This window comes from Paragemmobacter ruber (genome assembly GCF_009908315.1).
Taxonomy (GTDB): Bacteria; Pseudomonadota; Alphaproteobacteria; order Rhodobacterales; family Rhodobacteraceae; genus Paragemmobacter; species Paragemmobacter ruber.
This window is the reverse complement of sequence record NZ_JAAATW010000002.1, coordinates 774,423-787,371: the sequence shown is the minus strand read 5'-3', so window position 1 is coordinate 787,371 and position 12,949 is coordinate 774,423. Positions and strand designations below refer to the sequence as shown.

The window sequence follows — 12,949 nt, the reverse complement described above, 5'->3', positions numbered from 1 at the left end:
CAATCCACTGCGCCACGGCGGGCGCTCTCCGCTTCCTTCTACCCCCGCCCCCACCCCCGGCTTAGGGCCAGAAAACAGGGCCGCTTAAGTCCAGATGCCCGAACCACCCCCGGACATCCGCCCCGACCCGCCCGCCCGCCAAATGGTTAACGCCCACTTGCCCCATCGCGCGCCTGCACCCTCTGCTGCACGCGTCGCGGCACGCGAAACGGCCCCCCCAGGAACCCCCCACGAACCGGCAAGCAAAGGAATAAACCCAGCGCCCGCAGGCCCTTACCCTGCCGCCTTCCCCGTTGCCCAAATATCCTCCAGGGGTGAATTGGCCGCAGGCCAAGAGAGGACGGAACGTCCCCTTCTTTCCCCCCCTCACATCTCCCGCCCCTCACATCTCCCGCATGACCTTCGCCACCAACCCGATCCCCTCGGCGATCTTGCCCACCGGGATCGACGAATAGGCCAGCCGATAGAAGTTCCGCCGCTCCGTCCCGGGGTGAAAGAACACCCGCCCCGGCTCGATCAGCACCCCCTCCCGCCGCAGCCGCAAGGCCAGCGCCTCGGTATCGACATGCCGCGTCGCCGCCATCCAGAAGGACGACCCGCCAAATCCCCCCTGCCCCGCAACACTCAGGCCCTGCTGGGAAATCGCTTCCTCCATCGCCCTGCGCCGCTTGGCAAAGGCCGCCTTCATCCGGTTCACCAAGGCATCGTAATGCCCCAGCGACAGAAAATGCGCCGCCGTCCGCTGCAACTGTCCCGGCGGATGGCGCAACACCTGCGCGCGCAGCGCCCGCGCCTCGCGGATAAATGGTTCCGGCCCCACCAGCCAGCCCAGCCGCAACCCCGGAAAGATCGACTTCGAAAACGATCCCGCATGCACCACCCGCCCCCCGGAATCGAGGCTCTTGATCGACGGCGACACGGGCGTCAGGTAACTCATCTCGAACTCGTAATCGTCCTCCACCACAAGGAAATTCCGCTCCTCCGCCGCCCGCAGAAGCGCGGTCCGCCGCGCCACCGGCATGGTGGCATTGGTGGGGCTCTGATGGCTTGCCGTGGTGAAGACGACATCCACCGCCTCGGGCAGCGCATCGACCACCAACCCCCCCTCATCCACCTCCACCGGCGTCACCCGCGCCCCCGCCTGCGCGCACATCGCCCGGAACCCCGGATAGCCCGGATTTTCCACCACCGCATGGCGGCCCGCACGCAACAGAACCTGCGCCGCCAGCCACAGCGCATTCTGCGCCCCCATGGTCACCAGCACCTCGGATGGCCGCGCCTCGATCCCCCGCCGCGGCAGGATGTTGCGCAAGAGATATTCGATCAGCAGCGGATCATCCCGCTCGTACCGATCCGCCGTCAGCGTTTCGAACTCTCGCCGCCCCAAGGATTGCAGCGCGCAAAGCCGCCAGTTCTGATGGTCAAACAGCGCCGGATCCGCCTGCCCATAGATGAACGGATAGGGATAGGCCCGCCAATCCTCGGGCCGCTCCACCCGCTCCATGGCCGAGAACCGCCCCCCGCACAGCGCCTCCCAATCCACCGTCCCCACCGCCCGCGGCGCGGGCTGGAACCCCGGCTGCACCGGCACGCCTTCGGACACGAAATAGCCCGACCGCCCCCGCGCCGTCAGGTAATCCGCCGCCACCAGTTCCGTATAGGCCAGCGTCACGGTGATCCGGCTCACCCCCAGATGCTGCGCCAGACCCCGGGAAGAGGGCATCTTCTCCCCCGCCCGGAACCGCCCCGTCAGGATGCCATCGGCGACCATGGCCCGGATGCGCTGCTGCAACGTGCCGCTCACCCCTTCCGCCAGATAGAAACGCTCCACCGGTATCGCCATCTGGACCGATCTCCCCTTGCGTCTGGATATAAGGCGCGCCCCACTTGCGGGCGTCAAGCCCGGCCGCACCGCCGCTTGGGGGGCTGTCTGCCCCCCGCGGCCCTGCGGGCCTCCCCCTGAGGGTGTTTTTCCCAAGATGAAGACCACACCCTTCATCTTGGCCCAAATACCCAAAGAAACCTCAAGCCGGAGCGCGCAGGCGCGCAGGCGAGCCAAAAGGAATGCGCGGCCCCTTCTTCAGGGGCCGCGCGCATGAACCTTGACGGTCGGGGAAAATCAGCCGAAGACGCGGGTCAGCGCGCCGTCGATGGCCCCGGTGATATGGTCGATGTCATCCTTCGTGGCGATCAGCGCAGGGCTCAGGCACAGCGTGTTGTTCAGCCCTGGCAACGAACGGTTCGTGGCCCCGATGATGACGCCCTGCGCCATGCAATCGGCCACCACCGCCTGCACCTTCTTCTCATCCGCCGGTTCCTTGGTCGCGCGATCGGCCACCAGTTCCGCACCAAGGAACAGCCCCTTGCCGCGCACATCGCCGATGACCTTGTGCTTCTCCATCAGCGCCTGCAGGTTGCCCAGGCAGTAATCGCCCATCTTCACGGTGTTCTCGAGAAGCCCCTCGCGCTCGATGATCGCCATGTTCTCCAGCGCCGCCGCAGGCCCGCTGGTGCAACCCCCGAAGGTCGAGATGTCGCGGAAATAGCTCATCGGATCGGCGGGATTGTCCTTGAACATCTCGAACACCCGCTCCGTCGTCACCGTGCAGGAGATGGCGGCATAGCCCGAGGCCACGCCCTTCGCCATGGTCACGAAATCAGGCTGGATGCCGTAATGCTGGTAGCCGAACCATGTGCCCGTCCGGCCCACGCCGCAGACCACCTCGTCAATCGCCAGCAGGATATCGTATTTGCGGCAGATCTCCTGCACCCGCTCCCAATACCCTTTCGGCGGCACGATCACGCCACCGCCCGCCGTCACGGGTTCCAGGATCAGACAGCCCACCGTATCCGGGCCCTCGCGCAGGATCACCTCTTCGATCGCATCCGCCGCGCGCTCGCCATAATTCTCCACATCCCACTGCTTGCGATATTCCAGGCAATGCGGCACCCGCACGAAGCCATCTGGGAAGGGCCCGTACTGCATCGCCCGCTGGTCCTGCCCGGCGCTGGCCAGCGCCGCGATGGTCGTGCCGTGATAGTCGCGGTCGCGATACAGGATCTTCCACTTCTTGCCGCCATGGTGCCGATGCGCGATCTGGCGCACCATCTTGTAGACCTTCTCGTTCGCCTCCGACCCCGAGTTGGAATAATAGACCCGGCTCATCCCCGGCATCTTCTCGATCAGCCGCTGGGCAAAGATCGACCCCGGCACCGATCCTGCGGCGCCCGCGAAATAGTTCATCTTGATCAGCTGGTCGCGCACCGCATTGGCGATGCTCTCGCGGCCATAGCCCACATTTACCGTCCAGACCCCGCCCGAGACGGCATCAAGATGCTCTTTCCCCTTGGCATCCCAGACCTTCATCCCCTTGCCTTCGACGATCACGCGGGGATCGACGCCGGTATCGTACTGCTTGTGCTGGCTCAGGTGGTGCCAGACATGGGCGCGGTCGGCCTCGACCACTTCGGAAATGTCGTTGAACCGGTCCAACCCTTCCATGGGCGCGTCCTTTCCTAAAATGCGGCAAGCCCCGGCAAAGGCGGGGGCGATCCGTTGCATCATCCCTTACCAGCGGCGGCACAGATAGGGCCAGAGGCCCCATCGCCATAAGTCCAGATACCCGCCTGGCCATGCGACTCAAGGCTTGCGCGCGAATGGTTAATGCGCCCTTTTCACCGCGCGCGTGCATACGCCTTGCTGCACGCGGTCCTGCACCGGTTCCGGCACATCCGCCGCCACCGCGCTGCACCGATTAATCCAGCGTCCGCAAGGGCTTGGCCGCGGGGCCAAGAAAAGATTTGATTTTGGGGGCCGAACCCGTATGAACGCGGGCAGCCGTCGGTCCGATCCGGTGGCCAAACCCTGGTGACCGGGCCCCTCTGGCGGAAGTCTTGCGACGCTTCCGCGATGTCGGCACCGCGGAAATCAACCGTCGCACGGACCTGACCGACCGACCGACCTCCACGACGCCCCTTCGCGCCGCGCGTCCTTCCGTCTGCCACCGGCCCGCCCCAGGCAAGGGATCGTCCCAATGTCCTCCACCACTGCTTCGAAATCGACGCTCGGGTATTTCACCTGGGCCTTCATCGTCACGGCCGCGGGCCTCGCCCTGGGCGCGTGGCTCGGCTGGCAGACCACCGGCACGCTGTCGGGCATGCTGTCCATCTTCTTCATCTGCTGCGTCCTCGCGGTGCTCGAAATCTCGCTCTCCTTCGACAACGCCATCGTGAATGCCAACAAACTCAAGGACATGCGCCCCGAATGGCAGCGCGCCTTCCTGACCTGGGGCATCCTGATCGCGGTCTTCGGGATGCGCATCGTCTTCCCGCTCCTGATCGTGGTGGTGGCCGCCAATATCGGCCCGTGGCAGGCGCTGGTCCTCGCCTCCACCCAGCCCGAGGAATATTCGCGCATCATGCACGAGGCGCATCTTCCCATCGCGGCCTTCGGCGGCGCCTTCCTGATGATGGTGGGGCTGACCTATTTCTTCGACGCCGAAAAGGACGTGCACTGGGTGCGCTGGCTTGAGGAAAAGGTGGCGGCCACCGCCACCATCCGGGGGATCGAGGTTGGGGTCGTGCTGATCCTGATCCTCGTCTTCTCCAAGTTCCTCGACGGCGCGGAATCGACGGCCTTCGTCTCCTCCGCCATCTACGGCCTTGTCACCTTCCTCGTGGTGGAAACCGTGGGCGGGTTGCTGGACAAGAGCCAGGAAACCATGTCCGCCGCCGCCAAGGGCGGCCTCGGCGCCTTCCTCTACCTCGAGGTGCTGGATGCCTCCTTCTCCTTTGACGGGGTGATCGGCGCTTTTGCCTTGTCGAACAACCTCTTCGTCATTGCCATCGGCCTTGGCATTGGGGCCATGTATGTGCGTTCGATGACCATCATGCTGGTCGAAAAGGGCACGCTGGCGCAGTACCGCTACCTCGAACACGGGGCTTTCTACGCCATCCTGATCCTGTCGGTGATCATGTTCAGCCAGACGCTGGTGCATATCCCCGAGGTGATCACCGGCCTCGGCGGCGCGGCCCTGATCGGCCTGTCGCTCTGGTCGTCGATCCGCTGGAACCGCGCCAATGGCGGCGCGGTCACCGATCCGCGCTGAACCGTCGCCGCGCTGCACCCCGTGAAACGGGTGCAGCGCGCCTCGACCGGATGGTTAAAAGGGCGTTAACGCCTTGACGTCATTTCAGGCCAATGGGCGCCCGTTTCAATGTCTTGACTGGGACGAGCATAAACCACCATCCACGCTGGTCCTTGCAAACCGACCGCCGCCCTATTTGCCCAGCCTCGCCGTACGCGCCTCAAGATGCTCGCGCATCTTTTCAAGATAGACCGCGTCCTCTCTTCGGCCTGCTCTGATCGTTTTGCGAAGCCACGCAATATCCGGATTGCCTTGCAGCAGTTGCGTCAACGCAGCCCCGCCGATCCCGGCACCCGCCAAGGCCCGCCAACAATGATGCCCTGAGAAAGGCACCTTGACCTCCGTCACCGTGGCGACGGATCTCAGCACCTCCACATGCCTGCGATCTACTTCGAACGGATCGTAGACCACAATATGTTGTGCCGTGCGCGAGATGTTTCCCAGATCGTCCCAACAGAAGGCAACGCCGCGCATCCGATCCAGCCAACGCGGCAGGATGAAATCATGTTTCCTCTCATCCACGGAAATCTGCGGTGAATAGGTGACTGTGACGCCCGCATTCAGATAGGCCGAGGATTGCAAAGCCGCGAAACCACCCATCGACATGCCATAGGTGGTGATCTGGCGATAAGGCGCAGAATACGCCTTTGCAATTGCAAGCGCCTCATGGATTTCGGGATACTGATACCGACGATTGTTGGCCGGAAGAAAATGCAGGGCATCCGCACCCGATCTTTGGATCGTAACCTGCGATTCACCCGAAGTCGGAAAAATCAAGCCTGAATTCTTGAGTGAGGCCAGCAAAGAGCGGAACGCAATCACGATACGATCCGACCGCCTTTCCTTACGCGCTGGAACAAATCCAACGCGCAGATCAGCCGTCTCGAACACGATCTCCATTTACTCAGTCCCACGCATACGCCACCAAAACACCGCCGCCAATCTGGGCCCATTCCGCCCTTCATGCAACCCGTTCCGCCTGCACCAAGGCCGGGACGCTTTCCGACACCGCGCCCCGGCGAACGTCGCCCCCAGCGATCTGCGCCCGGCCGCCCGCCGATCCGCGTTGACCAAAGCGATTTGAACATCTCTCACCCCGCAAACCCTTGACAGGCGCGGGGTGGCGGGCCACCCCTTCCAAAGCGCTTTCAAGGGAGGGACCCATGGCCATCCGCGTCACCGTCTGGGGCGAGAACGTCCACGAACGCAACAACCGCATCGTGGCCGGGATCTACCCGCAGGGCATGCACACCACCATCGCCGAAGCGCTCAACCGCGATCCGGGCGTGACGGCCACGACCGTCACCCTGCAGGACGCCGATCACGGCCTGACCCCGGCAAGGCTGGCCGCAACCGATGTGCTGATCTGGTGGGGCCATGCCGCCCATGGCGAGGTGCGCGATGACATCGTCGATCGCCTCTGCGATGCGGTCTGGTCCGGGATGGGGATCATTTTCCTCCATTCCGCCCATTTCTCCAAACCGTTCAAGCGTTTGATGGGCAGCCCCTGCAACCTCACCTGGCGCGAGGCGGGCGAGCGGGAACGCCTCTGGCTCACCTCGCGCAACCACCCCATCGCGGCCGGGTTGCCAGACCATTTCGAACTGGAACAGGAAGAGATGTATGGCGAACCCTTCGGCGTGCCGGAACCGTTGGAGACGGTCTTCGTCTCGTGGTTCCAGGGGGGCGAGGTGTTCCGCTCGGGCCTGACCTACAAGCGCGGGGCGGGCAATGTCTTCTACTTCCGCCCGGGGCATGAAACCTATCCCACCTATCACGATGCCAATGTGCAGCGCGTGATCCTGAACGCGGTGAAATGGGCGCATAATCCCGCCGCGCGCCTCGCAGATCCCAATGCCGCGCCGAATGTGCCGGTGGACAAGGCCCCTGAGTCCATTACCGAACGCGGCCCGCGCCTGCATCAGGCGGGGGAAGAGGGGTTCCGCTGATGCCGCGCGCGATCCGCCTGCTCATCCTCGGGACCGGGGGCATGGCCGCCAACCATGCGGAACAGTTCGCAAAAATCCCCGGGGTAAGGATCGTGGCCGGGGTAGACACCCGCGCCGATCAACTTGCCACCTTTGCCGACCGCTTTGCCATCCCGCATCGCTTCACCTCGCTGGAGCGGGCGCTGGACTGGGGCGCCTTCGATGCCGTGACCAACGTCACCCCCGACGCGGCCCATCACCCCACCACCCTGCCCCTGCTGGGGGCGGGCAAGCATGTGCTGTGCGAAAAGCCGCTTGCCACCAACGCCGCCCATGCCGATGAAATGGCCGCCGCTGCCGCCCGCGCCGGGGTGGTGGCGATGGTCAACCTGACCTATCGCAACGTCCCCGCCCTGCAACAGGCGGCTCAGATGGTGGCCGCAGGCGCCATCGGCACGCTCCGGCATTTCGAGGCCTCCTATCTGCAAAGCTGGCTCACCCAGCCCGCCTGGGGGCATTGGGACCGCGAACAGCAATGGCTCTGGCGGCTGTCCACCGCGCATGGGTCAAAGGGCGTGCTGGGCGATGTCGGCATCCATATCCTTGATTTCGCGACCTTTGCCGCAGGTCTTGACGTGGCCGACATCTCCTGTCGGCTGGCCACCTTCGATAAGGCGCCGGGCGGGCGGATCGGCGACTATGTGCTCGATGCCAATGACAGCGCCACAATGCAGCTTCGCCTTGCCAATGGCGCGCTTGGCACCGTCACCGCCAGCCGCTTTGCCACGGGCCATCTGAATGACCTGCGCCTCCGGCTGCACGGCGACCGGGGCGCGCTGGACGTGGCCTTTGAAAAGGGCAAAAGCCGCCTCTCCGCCTGCCTCGCCCCCGATCTTGAGGCGGCGCTCTGGCGGCGCGTGCCGTGCCCCCCCGTCCCCACGGTCTATCGCCGCTTCATCGCCGCGATCCGGGGCGAAGGCCCCGCCATCCCCGATTTCGCCCGCGCGGCCCGCCTTCAGGCCCTGCTGGACAGGGCCGAGGAGTCAGCCGCGCAGGAGGCGCGCGCCCTGCCCATCTAACTATGCCCCTCTGACCCTGTCCCTCTGACCCTGCCGTCAGCGCAGATAACGCCCGTTCACCCAGCCCGTGACCACCACACCGCCCGTGGTCTGGATGCGGCACCAGCGGGATGATCCGCTCGTCTGGCAGCCAAGGTTCTCCACCCGCGCGCCCTGTGAAAGCCGCGCGATCACCGCCCCTTGGGTGGAAGGCTGCGACCGCACGTTCAGCGTATCCCCGGCCGCAAGACCCGACACGACAAGGAAATCCGAACCACCGCCCGGCGGGGGTTGCACCACTGGCGCGCCGGATTCGCGCAGAAACTGGCCCAGAACCCAGCCCGTCACATCCATCCCCGTGGTCGATCGGATGCGGCACCAGCGCGTGCCACCCGTCATCCGGCAGCCCAGATTGCGCACCACCTCACCGTTGCTCAGGGTGGCCAACAGCGCCGCGCCGCGCACGGGCTCGATGCGAACGCCAAGCCGTTCATTGCCCTGCAGCCCGCGCACCGCCCAGAAATCCGGCCCCCCCGCCAGATCATCCGGCGGCACGCCCGCCCCCCCTTCGACCAGAAACCGCCCGGCCACATAGCCCGACACCCGGCCATCCAGCGTCGTCACCTCGCACCACCGCGCGCTCCCCCCGCCGAGGCAGAGCCCCGTCTCGACCCGCGTGCCATATCCCAGCGACCCCACCACCGGAAACACCACCGACGGACCGCTGCGCACATTGATCCGCGCATTCACCCCGATCCCGCCAATGGTCGTCACCCCCGGCCCGGTGATCGGCTCTGCCCGTTCCGACACCTGCGCCTGTGCGCCCCCCGAAACCCCAAGCACGACACCCAGCAGCGCCGCGCGGCACGCCATCATGACCCACCCACCCATGCCATCCTCCCCAATCCGCTGTCGAAACAATAGGGAGAGCCTAGCAGATTTCGGGCAGCCGGTATCGCCTGCCGACGGCAGATCGGCGCCCTTGCGGCGATCCCCGGCAGATCCTTGCTCAGCCGGGCGGTGCGGATCGGGGCGGATCGTCGGGCGCGGCAAACCCCTCTGCCGCATCAAACAGGCGGCGCACGGCTTCGAACTCGTCAACCGCCTGCTGCGCCTGCAAAATCTCGCGTGAGATCTTGGTCTGCCGCACAAGGTCCTGCACCGCGCCCTCGATCGCACGCAGCCCCTTGGTCTGGCGGGCGAGGTCTTGCAACTGTGTTTCGATGGCGCGCAGGCTGCGCGTCTGAGCCTCGCGGGCGGCATCGTTCCGCCAGGCCTGCACCGCGCCCCAGACATCACCCGCACGCAGCCGCGCCGCATGATACCATGTCGAAGACAGCTTCATTTCCGGGGCCAGCCCCGCCCACTCCGGCTCTGGCACCAGTTGTAGCGCCTCATGCGCGGCAACCGCATAGGGCAGCATCGCGCCGGTCTGCAAACGCCCCAGATGCCAGCTCATGTTGCCAAGGATCCAGCGCGTCGCCTGACGGCGCAGATCGGCCGCCTCTTCGGGCAGGGCGCCAAGGATGCTGCGGAAATGGGTGAAAAAGGCCGCCAGTTCCGTCCCGGTCGAGGCCATGGTCTGCCCCGGCCGGTTGATGCGATGATGACAGACGATCTGGCGCGAGAAGGCGATGCTCTCGGCCCGGGTGCATACCTGCCAGTGAAAGGGATTATCCTCGAAGAAGAATTCGCCTTCGGGATAGCGGATGCGATGCCGCCGCAGGAAATCGGCCCGATAGAACTTGCGCCACGGCACGGCGATCAGCGAAAGCGCCGCCAACCGGGTCGCATCGTCGGACAGCGGGCGATCCAGACTCGCCCAGCGTCCCGCATCGGCGGGCGCTTTGGTCTTTCCCGCCTTCTGGTCGAACTCCAGATAGTCGGCGATGCTGATATCCGTCGGTGCCGCCTCAAAGGCGCGGCGGGCGGCCATAAACCCTTCGGGGATCAGGTAGTCATCCCCATCGACGAAAAAGATCGCCTCCCCCTCGGCGTGATCCAGCCCGATATTGCCTGGGATGCCCACACCGCCGATGGTGTTGGTGCCCAGAAGCACGGGCGTCCAGCGGATATCCGGGCCAAAGCCCCCCTGCGCGACGAAGGCGTCGATGATCCCGACCGTGCCATCGGTCGATCCGTCATCCACCAGCACGACCTGATCCCCGGCCTGCAGACAGGGGCGCAGGCTTTCAAGGCACTGAAGGATATAGGGTTCGATGTTGAAGGTCGTGATGATGAACGAAATGATCATCGGCGCGTCCCCGTGGTGGCAAACCGCAGAACGCTCCGCGCAAGCGCCGGATCGCCATGCGCCAGCAGCGTCATGTGCGGGCCGTTCAGATGCTGCAGAAAGAAGCGGCGCGCCCTGTGGCGCAATTCGGCGGTATGGTCGGGATCAAGATTGGCCTCGATCCAGCCGATCAGGTTCCACGAAAAGCGCACGAAAGGGACAAGGAAGTAAAGCCCGCCATTGGGCACCGTCGCCGTGATCCGCGACAGGACATTGGCAAGGGCGGCAAAGACCTCCAGCCGCTCGCGCGAACGGCGATTGGTCAGCCGCCCGCCGTTGTCAAAGACGTAATGGACAGCGCCGATCAGGGTCGTCACCAAGATCCGCTCGGCGGCGATGAAGCTGGTCCAGTGCAGTTCCACATCGTTATGCACCATAAGCTCCGTACAGCGCAGGCCCCGCTCACGCAGGAACGCCGTGCGATAGATCTTGTTCCATGGATAGGCCGAAAGCCGGACAAGCCGCGCCGCCTTGCCACGGCCGATCGCCTGAGGCTGGGCCCGCGCCCCGATGGCGCGCCAGTGCTCCTCCTCCGACGCAAAGGTTCCGCCCGGCAGGCCCTCGCCCATGCGGCGGCTGTCGTCATGGCGGAAGATCATGAAATCGAACGGGTCTGTCTGCGCCGCCGCAAGCGCCACGATCTGCGGAAAGTCACGTCCGAAAAGATCATCGGAATCGAAAAAGATCACATGCGTCCCGCCCACCCGCGCCAGCGCGATGTTGCGGGCATGGCCCGCCCCGCGCTGCACCTCGCAGCGCAGGATCGTCACGCCACCCGGAAAGGCGCCCTCCGGCACCAGCGCAGCCGGATCAAGCGGCACATCCGACGCATCATCCACGATGACGGCGTCATCAAACACGCCCAGTTCGGCAGCCTGCCGCAACAGACGGGCCACCCCCTCCGCATCGTTCCAGACCGGGATCGCCAGCGACAGCCGGAACGGGGCGCGGTCCGCATCCATCGGATCAAACGATGAAAACACGGAAGTCCTGCAGAACGAGGTCTGCCTTGCTCGGCTGGAAGAAAAGCACGATCTCCCGCCACTCTGCCTGTTTCGGCAGGCCGGACACCGTATCGAGGCGCAGCAGATCGACATGCACGCTCGGCTGGGCGAAAGCAACGACGGATTTCGGCAGGAAGGTATCGACAAACCCTTCGGGCGTTCCAGAACGCAGACAGATGCGGAAGGTCACCGCCGCCTCGGCCTGCGACTTGCAGATCACGCCCAGAACGGTCGCCTCGGCAAGGTCGATGCCCCCCGCCGTCAGATGCAGGGCGCACCAGCGCGGCTTGCGTGACGCGGCATAAGAAAGCCGGATCAATCCGTCCTCTGCCGTCGCGAAGGTGCCCGTCAGCGCCGCCTCGGGATCGATGCTGAAGAACGTGTTCGGGGCCGGGGACCCAAGATCGGCGATCTCACCCTGACGCGCCTCCGCGCCCAAAAGCGCAATCGCGTGGTTCACCTGCGCGTCCCGCTCAAGACGCGTGTTGTGAATGTCCGTCACCCTGTCACCCTTTACGCAAACAAACCGATACTGACGACACAGATTAGCGCACTCCGCCCGATTCACAAGAGATGGCCGCCACCCGACAGGCCAGCCCGCACCGGGGGCGGAACGCGCCCGATCCATGGCGCAAGGGTGCATCGGCAACGGAATGGGGGGGGGTGCTTGGAGGCGGGTACCGGAATCGAACCGGTCTACACGGATTTGCAATCCGCTGCGTAACCTCTCCGCCAACCCGCCAAGAGCATGGGTGAACTATACGACCCGGCCCCGCCGCGCAAGAGCGGCGGCACAGGAAAATGCGCGCGCAGGCAGTGGCAGAGTTGTGAAGGCGCAAGGGTTTTCTTGTCCGAACGCGGCCTATCTTTGGCCGACCATGATGGATGACGCCCGATGTTGAAACCGCTCGCCGCCCTTGCAATCCTGCTTGCCCTGCCCGCCCAGGCCGATCCGGTGGCGCAGGCGCGGGCGATGGGGGCGGATGTCCTGTTCCTGCGTCACGCCCTCGCGCCCGGCACCGGCGATCCCGCGAACTTCCGGCTTGGGGACTGTGCCACCCAGCGCAACCTGTCCGACGAAGGCCGGGCGCAGGCCGGTGCCATCGGCGCCGCGATCCGTGCGTCCGGCCTGCGCGTGGCGCAGGTCCTCAGCTCCCAATGGTGCCGGGCGCGCGAGACGGCGGTGCTTCTGGACCTCGGCCCCGTGGCCGATGAAACCGGGCTGAACTCGTTCTTCGGCAATCCCGATGCACGGCAACCGACGCTGGATCGGTTGCAAGCCACCCTCGCCGCCCTGCCCGAAGGCAGCGAGGCCGGCCTGACCGTCATGGTGACGCATCAGGTTGTCATCACCGCCGTCACGGGTCGCACCGTCGCCTCGGGCGCAGCCGTGCTCTACGACACAGATACCGGCGCAGCGGTGGACTTGCCCCTGCCCTGATCGTCCCGCCTCCCAATCGCCTGCGGGCGGTCTTCATCTTGGCAAAAATACCCTCAAGGGTTGAGGCCGAAGGCCGAG

General features: G+C 65.3%; 11 protein-coding genes and 1 tRNA gene. 4 read left to right on the top strand and 8 right to left on the bottom strand.

The annotated features are described in order from the left end of the window. Positions 1 to 382: 382 nt before the first annotated feature. A complete protein-coding gene (locus GU920_RS12135) occupies positions 383 to 1,843 on the bottom strand; it encodes an aminotransferase-like domain-containing protein (protein WP_161767274.1) in 1,461 nt (486 codons plus the stop codon). 276 nt (positions 1,844 to 2,119) lie between these two features. Further along, positions 2,120 to 3,502, bottom strand: coding sequence for a hypotaurine--pyruvate aminotransferase Tpa (gene tpa / locus GU920_RS12130; protein WP_161767272.1), 1,383 nt, complete (start codon positions 3,500 to 3,502; stop codon positions 2,120 to 2,122). 532 nt (positions 3,503 to 4,034) lie between these two features. Between tpa and GU920_RS12125 the strand changes: the two genes are divergently transcribed. Next, the gene (locus GU920_RS12125; RefSeq protein WP_161767271.1) at positions 4,035 to 5,108 is read left to right on the top strand and encodes a DUF475 domain-containing protein; all 1,074 of its coding nucleotides are present in this window, start codon (positions 4,035 to 4,037) and stop codon (positions 5,106 to 5,108) included. 171 nt (positions 5,109 to 5,279) lie between these two features. Here GU920_RS12125 and GU920_RS12120 read toward each other — a convergent pair whose 3' ends face one another. Then, a complete protein-coding gene (locus tag GU920_RS12120; RefSeq protein ID WP_161767269.1) occupies positions 5,280 to 6,047 on the bottom strand; it encodes a hypothetical protein in 768 nt (255 codons plus the stop codon). A gap of 263 nt (positions 6,048 to 6,310) precedes the next feature. On the opposite strand from GU920_RS12120, the gene GU920_RS12115 reads away from it, so the two are divergent. Both GU920_RS12115 and GU920_RS12110 read left to right on the top strand, forming a co-directional pair. After that, positions 6,311 to 7,096, top strand: a complete 786-nt coding sequence (locus tag GU920_RS12115; RefSeq protein ID WP_161767268.1) for a ThuA domain-containing protein — start codon at positions 6,311 to 6,313, stop codon at positions 7,094 to 7,096. Then, a complete protein-coding gene (locus GU920_RS12110; RefSeq protein WP_201744094.1) occupies positions 7,096 to 8,154 on the top strand; it encodes a Gfo/Idh/MocA family protein in 1,059 nt (352 codons plus the stop codon). The genes GU920_RS12115 and GU920_RS12110 overlap by 1 nt, the downstream gene beginning before the upstream one ends. Before the next feature lie 36 nt (positions 8,155 to 8,190). On the opposite strand, the gene GU920_RS12105 is transcribed toward GU920_RS12110, so the two are convergent. The 5 genes from GU920_RS12105 to GU920_RS12085 all read right to left on the bottom strand — a co-directional run bounded on the left by GU920_RS12105 (position 8,191) and on the right by GU920_RS12085 (position 12,172). Then, positions 8,191 to 9,024, bottom strand: a complete 834-nt coding sequence (locus tag GU920_RS12105) for an SH3 domain-containing protein (protein WP_161767266.1) — start codon at positions 9,022 to 9,024, stop codon at positions 8,191 to 8,193. Between the two features lie 118 nt (positions 9,025 to 9,142). Further along, complete coding sequence (locus GU920_RS12100) at positions 9,143 to 10,387, bottom strand: glycosyltransferase family 2 protein (protein ID WP_161767264.1); 1,245 nt, start codon at positions 10,385 to 10,387, stop codon at positions 9,143 to 9,145. Then, a complete protein-coding gene (locus tag GU920_RS12095) occupies positions 10,384 to 11,409 on the bottom strand; it encodes a glycosyltransferase (protein ID WP_328799259.1) in 1,026 nt (341 codons plus the stop codon). The genes GU920_RS12100 and GU920_RS12095 overlap by 4 nt, the downstream gene beginning before the upstream one ends. Then, complete coding sequence (locus GU920_RS12090; protein ID WP_161767260.1) at positions 11,393 to 11,932, bottom strand: hypothetical protein; 540 nt, start codon at positions 11,930 to 11,932, stop codon at positions 11,393 to 11,395. The genes GU920_RS12095 and GU920_RS12090 overlap by 17 nt, the downstream gene beginning before the upstream one ends. A 166-nt stretch (positions 11,933 to 12,098) precedes the next feature. Further along, positions 12,099 to 12,172: transfer RNA gene (locus GU920_RS12085), tRNA-Cys, on the bottom strand. Between the two features lie 153 nt (positions 12,173 to 12,325). On the opposite strand from GU920_RS12085, the gene GU920_RS12080 reads away from it, so the two are divergent. Next, positions 12,326 to 12,871 (top strand): histidine phosphatase family protein, encoded by a 546-nt coding sequence (locus GU920_RS12080; RefSeq protein ID WP_161767258.1) that lies wholly within the window; start codon positions 12,326 to 12,328, stop codon positions 12,869 to 12,871. Positions 12,872 to 12,949 lie beyond the last annotated feature (78 nt).

Excerpts from the sequence above, each read along its gene's own strand:
- GU920_RS12105 (WP_161767266.1), bottom strand. The coding sequence starts at position 9,024 with ATGGGTGGGTGGGTCATGATGGCGTGCCGCGCGGCGCTGCTGGGTGTC.
- GU920_RS12115 (WP_161767268.1), top strand. The coding sequence starts at position 6,311 with ATGGCCATCCGCGTCACCGTCTGGGGCGAGAACGTCCACGAACGCAAC.
- GU920_RS12100 (WP_161767264.1), bottom strand. The coding sequence starts at position 10,387 with ATGATCATTTCGTTCATCATCACGACCTTCAACATCGAACCCTATATC.
- GU920_RS12080 (WP_161767258.1), top strand. The coding sequence starts at position 12,326 with ATGTTGAAACCGCTCGCCGCCCTTGCAATCCTGCTTGCCCTGCCCGCC.
- tpa (WP_161767272.1), bottom strand. The coding sequence starts at position 3,502 with ATGGAAGGGTTGGACCGGTTCAACGACATTTCCGAAGTGGTCGAGGCC.
- GU920_RS12125 (WP_161767271.1), top strand. The coding sequence starts at position 4,035 with ATGTCCTCCACCACTGCTTCGAAATCGACGCTCGGGTATTTCACCTGG.
- GU920_RS12120 (WP_161767269.1), bottom strand. The coding sequence starts at position 6,047 with ATGGAGATCGTGTTCGAGACGGCTGATCTGCGCGTTGGATTTGTTCCA.
- GU920_RS12110 (WP_201744094.1), top strand. The coding sequence starts at position 7,096 with ATGCCGCGCGCGATCCGCCTGCTCATCCTCGGGACCGGGGGCATGGCC.
- GU920_RS12135 (WP_161767274.1), bottom strand. The coding sequence starts at position 1,843 with ATGGCGATACCGGTGGAGCGTTTCTATCTGGCGGAAGGGGTGAGCGGC.